Raw genomic sequence first — 9,839 nt, 5'->3', positions numbered from 1 at the left:
GCGACGCGCCGTCGACCGAGGTCGCCTCGGTCAGCTCCCGCGGAATGGCCTGCAACGCGCCGGTGGCCACCAGGAACATGTACGGGTAGCCGAGCCAGAGCTGCACCAGCAGCACCGCGATCCGGGCCGACCAGTTGCCGCCGAACCAGTCGACGTCCAGCCCGAACAGGTTGTTGAGCAGGCCGAAGTCGGTGTTGAACATGTCCCGCCAGATCAGCAGCATGGCGAACGACGGCATGGCGTACGGCAGGATCAGCAGCACCCGGTAGAAGTTGGTACCCCGCATCCGGGGTGAGTGCAGCGCGAGCGCGATGGCCATGCCGAGCAGGAACGTCAGGCCGGTGGAGCCGATCGCGAACGCGAAGTTCCAGGCCAGCGTGCCGAAGAACGGGCCGGAGATGTTCGGGTCGGTGAGCACGGTGCTGAAGTTCTTCAGCCCGACGTCGACCTTCCAGCCCTGGGCGAGACGCTCGCCGTCGGCGGCGACGAAGGAGCCGGACTCCTCGTCGGCGGTCCACGTCTTGCCCGTCTCGCTGTCCTTGACGCAGTCGCAGCCGGCGTCGTACGCCCGGATCGCCTTGCCCTCGTAGGCCCGGGTGAGGCCGTTGGAGCGGATGGCGCCCTCGTCGGTGGGCACGATGAGCGCGGTGACGGCGTCGCTGCGGCTGCTGGCCTGCCCGATGTTCAGCAGGGTGTAGCCGTCCGCGGCGGTGATCTTGCCGCTGAGGCTGCTCACCTCGACGTCGGCGGCGTCCAGCTTGCGCAGCCCGTCCGCGTCGCCGGCGAAGACGTCCTTGGTCTTCGGGTCGCTGAGCAGGAAGACCAGGGGGCCGCTCGCCGGGTCGCCCTTCGTGGCGATGGTGAGGTTGTACTCGGTCGAGCCGGGGACCTGCTTCACCGAGGAGGTCTGCACGGCGACGATCGCGTCGTCCTTGCTGCCGCGGTGGCCGTCGCCGAAGTTCGTGAACGCGGTGCTCGCGGTGTAGAGCACCGGGAAGACCTGGAAGGCGATCAGGAAGAGCGTGCCGGGGACCAGGTACTTGGCCGGAATGTGCCGGCGGCTCAGGTAGAGGTAGAACAGGCCGGCGGTGGTGGCCACCAGGATGCCCAGCCCGATCCAGTGTTCGGCCTCGATGAGCGGGAAGGCCGCCCAGATCGCGATCCCGGCCACCAGGCCGAGCAGGACCACCTTGACGACGAGGCCGGTCGCGGTGATCGGCGCGTGTTGCCGCGCGGTACGGGACGTGCGCGGGAGCCCGGGGCGTGCGGGCTCCCGGCCCGGGGCCTGCGGTGCAGACCCCGGGCCGGACAGCGGCGCGCTCATTACTTGATCTGACCCTGGATGGTCTTGCCGGCGGCCGTGATCGTCTTGGCCGGGTCGGCGCCGCCGATGATGGCGGCCTCCGCCTTGCCGAACGGGTCCCAGATCGCGGCCATGGCCGGGATCGCCGGGAGCACCTGGCCGTTCTTGCCGGCCTCGGAGAACTTGGCCAGGTCCGGGTCCTCGCCCTTGACCTGGTCGAAGGCGGCGGTCAGCGCCGGCGGGCGCGGCTCGGCCTTGTACAGCGCGACGGCCAGCTCGGGCTTGGTCACGTAGTTGGTGACGAACTCCTGGGCCAGGGCCTTGTTCTTGCCCTTGGCGGCCACGTAGAACGCCTGGACGCCGACGAACGGCTGGGCCTCCTGGCCACCGGCGAAGCCGGGGACCGGGGAGATGTCGTAGGAGATGTTGGCCTTCTTGGCGTCGGCCACTGCCCACGGGCCGGAGACCAGGAACGCGCACTTCTTGCCGGTGAAGGTGGCGATGGAGTTCTCGCCGGTGATGGAGCGCTTCAGCGCACCCTCGCCCTTCTCACCCAGCTTGGCGATCTTCTGGAAGGCAGCGATCGACTCCGGCTTGCCCACGCCCAGGTCCTTCGGGTCGTAGTCGCCGTTCGCCGTGGTGCCGAACAGGTAGCCGCCGCCGGAGGTGTAGAGCGGGTAGATGTGGTAGGCGTCGCCGTTCTGGCCGGACTGCAGGCACAGGATCTCGCTGGCCTTCTTCTCGGCCTTGAGCTTCTTGCCGGTGGCGACCAGGTCCTCGATCGTCTTCGGCGCCTCGGGGGCCAGCTCGGTGTTGCGGATCAGCGCGACGTTCTCGGTGGCGTAGGGCACGCCGTAGAGCTGGCCGTTGAACGTGACGGCCTTGATCGCGGTCTCGTTGAAGCCGCTCTTCTGCTCGGCCGGGAGCTGCACCGGGTCGATGGCGCCGTTCTGGACCAGGTTGCCGATCCAGTCGTGCGCGCCGACCACGACGTCCGGGCCGCTGCCCTGCTGCGAGGCGGTGACGAAGTTGGTCTGCAGGTCCTTGGAGACGGCCTGGACCTCGACGGTCACGCCGTTCTCCTTGCCGAACTCCTCGGCGAACGGCTTGAGGGCGGCCGTGCGCTTGTCGTCGGCCCAGATGACCAGCTTGCCGCCGGTCGCCTTGGCGGACTCGCCGGCGGCCGGCTTGTCGTCGCTGCCGCTGTCACCACAGCCGGAGGCGGCGAGCGCCAGGCCGAGGACGGCGACCACACCCGCGGTACGGATGCGCATCGGTACTCCTGTCGTCATGGCGGCCCGCCGGGGGAAGGGCGGCCCGCCAGTGGAAACCTCTGAAATTTCTTGCTGACCGGCACAGGGGTGCTGCGCCGCTGCTCTCGCATGTTGCGGGGACGTTAGCAAGAGGTTGCAGAGAATGGAAGGGCTTGCAGAAGTGTACGCAAGACTTTGCCGTTGGGCTAAAGTGCCGCACATGCGCGCTCGACTGTCCGACATCGCCCAACAGGCCGAAGTCAGCGAGGCCACGGTGTCGCGGGTGCTCAACGACCGCCCCGGCGTGGCCCCCGAGACCCGGCAGGCCGTCCTCACCGCCCTCGATGTGCTCGGGTACGAACGTCCGGCCCGGTTGCGCAAGCGCAGCGCCGGACTGGTCGGCCTGGTCGTGCCGGAGCTGGACAATCCGATCTTCCCGGCGTTCGCCCAGATCATCGAGTCCGCGCTCGCCCCCACCGGCTACACACCGGTGCTCTGCACGCAGACCCCGGGCGGCGTCCGCGAGGACGAGTACGTGGAGATGCTGCTGGACCGGCAGGTCTCCGGCATCGTCTTCGTCTCCGGCCTGCACGCCGACACCGCCGCGGACCACGACCGCTACCGCACGCTGCTGGCCCGGCCGCTGCCGATCGTCATGATCAACGGGTACGCGCCGGGCATCCCCGCGCCGTTCGTCTCCTGCGACGACCGGGAGTCCGCCGAACTGGCGGTCGCCCACCTGGTCGCGCTCGGGCACCGCCGGATCGGCCTGATCACCGGCCCGGACCGGTTCGTGCCGGTGCAGCGCAAGGTCGCCGGCTACAAGGCCGCGATGGGGCGCCTCACCGACATCACCTCCGACGAGCTGACCGAGCTGACCGAGCTGTCACTGTTCGGCGTCGAGGGCGGCGAGGCCGCCGCCGGCCGGCTCATCGAACGCGGCGTGACCGGACTGGTCTGCGGCTCGGACCTGATGGCGCTCGGCGCGATCCGGGCCGCCCGCCAGCGCGGGCTGTCGGTGCCCGACGACGTCTCCGTGGTCGGGTACGACGACTCCCCGCTGATGGCGTTCACCGACCCGCCGCTGACCACAGTGCGCCAGCCGGTGGCCGCCATGGCGGTGGCGGCGGTGCGGGCCCTGGTCGACGAGATCAACGGCCACCCCTCCCCGAACTCCGAGTACCTGTTCCGGCCCGAGTTGGTGGTACGCGGCTCGACCGCGGTGACCCGCCCCGCCGACCCCCCGAAGCGCCAGCGCCCCGCCAGCCCGTCCTCCCCCTCCCTCCCCATCCCCGCCTGACGCCCCGCACTCCCCTCCCCCTCCCTCTCGCCCGGCTCAGGGCGCGGCGATCATGAAGTTGGCGGGGACAAAGCGGGCAGAGACTGCCGTCAACCTCATGATCGACCGGATCGGCGGCAGTGGGGGTGGGTGGGCGTCCCGGGATTCGGGAGACGGGGGCAGGGTCGGCGCGGGTGATGGCTGTCATTTCTTGCGCAAGGAATGCTTGACTCTTGCAGGCCTGTGGCGGCATTCTGCTCTGACACCCTGCGCCACCACAGAACGGGAATCGACAGCGATGACCTCCGCCACCACCCCCACGCCACGGACCGCCGACGACGACTGGTGGCGGTCCGCGGTCGTCTACCAGGTGTACGTCCGCAGCTTCGCCGACGCGAACGCCGACGGGGTCGGTGACCTCCAGGGCATCCGGCAGCGCCTTCCCTACCTGCGCGACCTCGGCGTGGACGCGCTCTGGCTGACGCCGTTCTACACCTCGCCGCAGGTCGACGCCGGCTACGACGTGGCCGACTACCGCGACGTCGACCCGCTGTTCGGCAACCTGACCGACTTCGACGAGATGATCACCGACGCGCACGCGCTCGGCCTGCGGATCATCGTCGACATGGTCCCCAACCACACCTCCAGCGCGCACCCGTGGTTCGCCGCCGCGCTCGCCGCCGGCCCCGGTTCGCCGGAGCGTGAGCGCTACCTGTTCGCCGACGGCAAGGGCGAGCAGGGCGAGCTGCCCCCGAACGACTGGGAGAGCATCTTCGGCGGCCCGGCCTGGACGCGCGTGGTCGACGGCCAGTGGTACCTGCACCTGTTCGACCCGGCCCAGCCCGACCTGAACTGGCGCCACCCCGAGGTGCGGGCCGAGTTCGAGGACGTCCTGCGCTTCTGGCTGGACCGGGGCGTGGACGGCTTCCGGATCGACGTGGCCCACGGAATGATCAAGGCCGAGGGCCTGCCGGACGTCGGTTTCAACTCGATGACCACCGGCCGGCGCCAGTCCGAGCTGCTGGGCAAGGGCCGGCTGCCGTACTTCGACCAGGACGAGGTGCACGACATCTACCGCGCCTGGCGGCCGATCCTGGACAGCTACCCGGGCGGCCGGATGGCGGTGGCCGAGGCGTGGGCCGAGACCCCGCAGCGGCTGGCCCGCTACATCGGCCCGGACGAGCTGCACCAGGCGTTCAGCTTCGACTTCCTCGACGCCACCTGGTCGGCCGACTCGTTCCGCAAGGTGATCGACACGGCGCTGGCCGAGTCCACGATCGTGGGCGCGCCGACCACCTGGGTGCTGTCCAACCACGACCGGCAGCGGCACGTCACCCGGTACGGCGACGGCGAGGTCGGCCTGCGCCGCGCCCGCGCCGCCGCGCTGCTGATGTTCGCGCTGCCCGGCTGCGCGTACGTCTACCAGGGCGAGGAACTGGGCCTGCCGGAGGTGCTGGACCTCCCCGACGAGCTGCGCCAGGACCCGGCGTTCCGGCGTACCGGGGAGAGCCGCGACGGCTGCCGGGTGCCGATCCCGTGGGGCGGCGACCTGCCCCCGTACGGCTTCGGGCCCGACGGCAGCGAGCTGAGCTGGCTGCCGGCGCCGGCGACCTGGCGGGAGCTGTCGGTGGCCGCCCAGGCCGGTGCGCCCGGCTCGACGCTGGAGCTGTACCGGACCGCGCTGCGGATCCGGCACGAGCACCCGGCGCTCGCCGGGGTCGGCGGCATCACCTGGCTGGAGACCGAGCCCGGCGTACTCGCGTTCCGCCGCGCCGCCGGGGACGCCGAGCTGACCTGTGTGGTCAACATCAGCGGCGCCGACGTGACGGTGAGCGGCCACGGCCGCCCGCTCGTCGCGAGCGCCGACCTCACCGAGCGGGGCGACGGGCACGTCCTGCCGGTGGACGCGGCTGCGTGGTTCGAACGGCGCTGAGCCGGGTAACCCGCCAACGACCTGGCCGTCCGTTGTGCTCCGCGCCGACGGGCGGCTGGGCTGCCGACCCCTTGTGGTGGGGGGTGAGGTGGTCCCGGCCCCTCGGGAGTCCGCTCCCGGGGGGCCGGTGTCCATCCCGGCAGCCCGGGGTACCACCGGGGGATGACCGCACGCGTGGCGCAGTACACCCTCGATGTCAGCGACCTGGACCGGATGGCCCGGTTCTGGTCCGCCGCCCTCGGCTACACCGTCTCGCAGGGCGACGACGGCAACGCGAAGCTCTACCCGCCGCCCGGCCGGCCCGGCCCGACCGTCTGGTTGCAGGGCAGCGGCACCCCGAAGCGCGGCAAGAACCGGCTCCACCTGGACCTGGTCGCCGACGAGGGGCAGACGGCGGAGGTCGAGCGACTGATCGGGCTCGGCGCCCGGCGCGCCGACGTCGGGCAGACCGGCGCGGAGGGCTTCGTGGTGCTCGTCGACCCGGAGGACAACGAGTTCTGCGTGCTCGACGGGCCGCCGCGCTGAGCGTCCTCAGCCGCCCTTGGCGGTGAGCAGCGCGGCGATCCGGGCGAACCCGGCCCGGATCTCCTCCCGGTCGGGCGCCTTCGCCGGCTCGGGCTCCGGCTCGCGCTCGGCGGCCCGTTCCAGCTCCTCGTCGATGACGTCCTCGAAGTCGCCGTACAGGTCCGCCTGGTCGATCTCGGCCGCCTCGTCCTCGGCGGCGATCTGCGCGGCGGCGATCTCACCCCGGATCTCCTCCGGCGTGAGCGCGGGCAGCAGCGGCTCCACCACCGCCATCAACTGCTCCTCGGCCACCACCGCCTCGGCCAGCGCCAGCGCGTGCGCCCGCTCGTACGGGCCGCAGACCACCGGCTCCCACTCGTCGTCCGCGCCGAGCGGGCCGAACGTGATGATCCACGGCAGGCCGAGCATCGGCGAGTCGTCCGGCAGGTCGAGTGTCACGAGTGCGCCCACCGGCCCATCATCGTCGGACGGGATCCGCCCGGGGAACGCATCGGCTCGACTCTCCCCGCTCAGGGGACCACGCTCAGCCACGCGTGCCGGCGTCCAGCGCCGCGCGGACCAGGGCGACCGCCCGCTCCGGCGGGACGCCCAGGCGGCGCGCCTCGGCGGCGTACCCGGCGGCGGCCTGCTGCAACCGGTCGACGGCGTCGTCCCGCCCCGGCGCGACCACCGTGCCGTGCCGGCCGCGCGTCTGGACCAGCCCGGCGGCCTCCAGCTCCCGGTAGGCCCGCGCCACCGTGTTCACCGCCAGCCCCAGGTCCGCCGCGAGCTGCCGGACCGCGGGCAGCCGGGTCCCCACCGGCAGCCGCCCGTCGCCGATCCGCGCCGCGAACTGCGCGCGCACCTGCTCGTACGGCGGCACCGCCGACGCGGCGTCGATCCGGATCCGCGCGCTCATCCCGCCCCTCCCGGCGTTCCCGGTTCGGTTTCCTCGTCGAGCACGTCCGCCTCCACGTCCACCTCCCGGGCGCCGCCTTCGGCCAGGTCCACCACCCGGCCGTACGGGCTGGTGGCGGCGAGCGCCGCGCCGAAGAGCACCAACTGGTTGAGCAGGTAGAGGTAGAGCAGCAGGCCCACGGCGGTGGCGACCACCGTGTACGCCGGGTTCCGCTCGGTGCGTACCACGTAGTAACGCCCCACCGTGTTGAGCAGGGTGATGCCGATCGCGACGGCGAGCACCGCCGGTCGCAGCCGGCGCCGGCTCATCCGCAGCCGGGGCACTGCGAGCAGCAGCGCGGCGGCCAGCACGGCGTTGACGAGCACGCTCAGCACCGCGCTGACCGTGGTCAGGCCCACCGAGCCGGTGCTGCGCAGCAGGAAACGCAGCAGCGACTCCAGCGCGTCCACGGCGGCGACCGAGACGAACAGCAGCACGAAGACCGCGACCAGCACGCCCAGGTCGACCAGCCGCCGCATCACCAGGTTGCCGGGCTGCTGGTTGAAGCCGTACATCAGCCGCTGCGAGGAGCGGATCGCCTCCACCCAGCCGATGCCGGTGAACACCAGGATGACCAGGCCGACCACGCCGACGGTGTTGCTGCTCTCGGCGATCTGCGCCGGGTCGAGAAAGGGCAGGTTCTCTTCGAGGAAGTGGGCGGCCGCGCGGCTGACCTCCTCGTTGTCGCGCAGCACCGCGCCGAAGACCCAGTACGCGACGAGCGCGAGCGCGAACACGGCGAAGAAGCCGTAGTACGCGATGGCGGCGGCGAGCCGCCCGGCGAGCAGGTCGGCGTAGAGCGTCCCGGCCCGCCACACGTGGTCGAAGACCGACGACCGGCCCCGGGCCGCGTCGATGCGGCGCCCGACCGCCGCCTCGATCCGGCCGAAGACGTTCACCCCGTCATCCTCGCTGATCTCCGCCCGTGGCGGAGGAGCCCCGGCCGGTCGAATGTTCAGCTCGCCCCGCCGAGCCGGAAGTCGCGCCGGGGCTGCCACCGGGTAGCCCCGCTGTGCGAGAACAGCGTGAACGCCTCCACCTGGAACAGCGCGGAGAAGTCGGCCAGATCCTCGTACGCCTTGTCGAGCACCTCGGGTGGCACGTCCTGTGCCACTGTGACGTGCGGGTGGTACGGGAAACGCAGCTCGCGGCGCAGCTCGGGAGCGGAGTTGATGGCGGCGGCCAGCAGTTCGCACTCGCTGATCCCGGCCGCCACCGCCACGAAGACCACCTGGGTGACCGGGCGGAACGTGCCGGTGCCGCGCAGGTGCAGCGTGAACGGCAGGTGCGCGGCGGCGACCCGGTCCAGGTGCTCCTCGACGGCGGGCAGCGCGCGTACCGGAATCTCGGTGGGCCCGAGCAGGGTGACGTGCGCGGGGACGGCCGCCGGGTCGCCGGCCTCGACCCGGCGGCGGGTGAGCATCCCGCCCCACGGCTCGGGGATGTCGACGGCGATCCCGATCTGGATCGTGTCCGCGCCGCCCGGCGCCGCGTCATTGCCCGCCACGTCGCGCGCCACCCCTCCGGCCTCCGGCTGCGTCACCCGTTCCGCCCGGGCCGCTACTCGAACCGCACCGGCGGGAAGAAACCGACCCGCTCGTACGCCGCACGCAGCGTCGCGTCGGCCACCACGCGGGCCTTCTCCGCGCCCCGCGCGAGCAGCTTGTCCAGTTGGGCCGGGTCGTTCAGGTAGCCGTTCGTGCGTTCCTGGATCGGGGTGACGAACTCGCGCACCACCTCGGCCAGGTCCTTCTTGAGGTCGCCGTAGCCCTTGCCGTCGTACGCGGCCACCAGGTCGTCGATGGACCGGCCGGACAGCGCCGAGTAGATGGTGAGCAGGTTGCTGATGCCCGGCTTGCCCTCGGCGTCGAAGACGATCTCGCGGCCGGTGTCGGTGACCGCCGAGCGGATCTTCTTGGCCGAGCGGGCCGGGTCCTCCAGCAGGTCGATGATGCCGGCCGGGGAGGACGACGACTTCGACATCTTCGCCGTCGGGTCCTGCAGGTCGGTGATCTTCGCGGTGTCCTTCACGATGTGCGGCGCGGGCACCGTGAAGGTGCGCCCGAACAGCGAGTTGAACCGCTGCGCCAGGTCGCGGGACAGCTCCAGGTGCTGCCGCTGGTCCTCGCCCACCGGCACCGCGTTCGCCTGGTAGAGCAGGATGTCGGCGGCCTGCAGGATCGGGTACGTGAACAGGCCGACGCTGGCCCGCTCGCTGCCCTGCTTCTGCGACTTGTCCTTGAACTGGGTCATCCGGCCGGCCTCGCCGAACCCGGTGATGCAGCCGAGCACCCAGGCCAGCTGCGGGTGCTCGGGCACCTGCGACTGGACGAACAGCGTGCTGCGCTCCGGGTCGAGGCCGAGCGCGAACAGCTGCGCGGCGGCCACCCGGCTGCGGTGCTTGAGCACCTTGGGGTCGTGCCCGGCGGTGATCGCGTGCAGGTCGACCACGCAGTAGTAGGCGTCGTGGCTGTCCTGCAACGCCACCCAGTGCCGCAGCGCGCCCAGGTAGTTGCCGAGGTGGAACGAGTCGGCCGTCGGCTGGATGCCGGAGAAGACGCGCGGGCGGGCGGGTACGTCGGACATGGCGGCAATTCTGTCAGCAAGCC

General features: G+C 71.8%; 10 protein-coding genes. 3 read left to right on the top strand and 7 right to left on the bottom strand.

The features are described 5' to 3' along the window. Together KBX43_RS10010 and KBX43_RS10005 are read right to left on the bottom strand one after the other, a co-directional pair. Positions 1-1,324, bottom strand: a 1,324-nt coding sequence (locus tag KBX43_RS10010; protein ID WP_210884150.1) for an ABC transporter permease subunit, incomplete at its 3' end; no start/stop codon positions are given. Beyond that, entirely contained in the window at positions 1,324-2,577 is a 1,254-nt protein-coding gene (locus KBX43_RS10005) for a maltose ABC transporter substrate-binding protein (RefSeq protein ID WP_043326783.1), read from the bottom strand. The genes KBX43_RS10005 and KBX43_RS10010, both read right to left, overlap by 1 nt. A gap of 199 nt (positions 2,578-2,776) precedes the next feature. Here KBX43_RS10005 and KBX43_RS10000 point away from each other — a divergent pair, with 199 nt between their 5' ends. From KBX43_RS10000 to KBX43_RS09990, 3 genes are all read left to right on the top strand, one after another. Next, on the top strand, positions 2,777-3,856 hold the full coding sequence (locus KBX43_RS10000; RefSeq protein WP_043326785.1) for a LacI family DNA-binding transcriptional regulator: 1,080 nt from the start codon (positions 2,777-2,779) through the stop codon (positions 3,854-3,856). Between the two features lie 277 nt (positions 3,857-4,133). Continuing rightward, positions 4,134-5,768 (top strand): glycoside hydrolase family 13 protein, encoded by a 1,635-nt coding sequence (locus KBX43_RS09995; RefSeq protein WP_043326786.1) that lies wholly within the window; start codon positions 4,134-4,136, stop codon positions 5,766-5,768. 162 nt (positions 5,769-5,930) lie between these two features. Further along, complete coding sequence (locus KBX43_RS09990; RefSeq protein ID WP_043326789.1) at positions 5,931-6,293, top strand: VOC family protein; 363 nt, start codon at positions 5,931-5,933, stop codon at positions 6,291-6,293. 6 nt (positions 6,294-6,299) lie between these two features. On the opposite strand, the gene KBX43_RS09985 is transcribed toward KBX43_RS09990, so the two are convergent. From KBX43_RS09985 to trpS, 5 genes are all read right to left on the bottom strand, one after another. Next, on the bottom strand, positions 6,300-6,743 hold the full coding sequence (locus tag KBX43_RS09985) for a hypothetical protein (RefSeq protein WP_043326791.1): 444 nt from the start codon (positions 6,741-6,743) through the stop codon (positions 6,300-6,302). Positions 6,744-6,816: 73 nt separating this feature from the next. Further along, positions 6,817-7,191, bottom strand: a complete 375-nt coding sequence (locus KBX43_RS09980) for a GntR family transcriptional regulator (RefSeq protein WP_043326793.1) — start codon at positions 7,189-7,191, stop codon at positions 6,817-6,819. Continuing rightward, positions 7,188-8,129 (bottom strand): YhjD/YihY/BrkB family envelope integrity protein, encoded by a 942-nt coding sequence (locus KBX43_RS09975; protein WP_043326794.1) that lies wholly within the window; start codon positions 8,127-8,129, stop codon positions 7,188-7,190. Before KBX43_RS09975 ends, KBX43_RS09980 begins: the two co-directional genes overlap by 4 nt. 56 nt (positions 8,130-8,185) lie before the next feature. Further along, positions 8,186-8,773, bottom strand: a complete 588-nt coding sequence (locus tag KBX43_RS09970; protein ID WP_043326796.1) for a 2'-5' RNA ligase family protein — start codon at positions 8,771-8,773, stop codon at positions 8,186-8,188. 17 nt (positions 8,774-8,790) lie between these two features. Next, entirely contained in the window at positions 8,791-9,816 is a 1,026-nt protein-coding gene (gene trpS / locus KBX43_RS09965) for a tryptophan--tRNA ligase (RefSeq protein ID WP_043326798.1), read from the bottom strand. Positions 9,817-9,839 lie beyond the last annotated feature (23 nt).

This window comes from Micromonospora sp. C41, from assembly GCF_018070485.1.
Classification (GTDB): Bacteria; Actinomycetota; Actinomycetes; order Mycobacteriales; family Micromonosporaceae; genus Micromonospora; species Micromonospora chalcea.
This window is presented reverse-complemented; position numbering and strand designations above follow the sequence as displayed.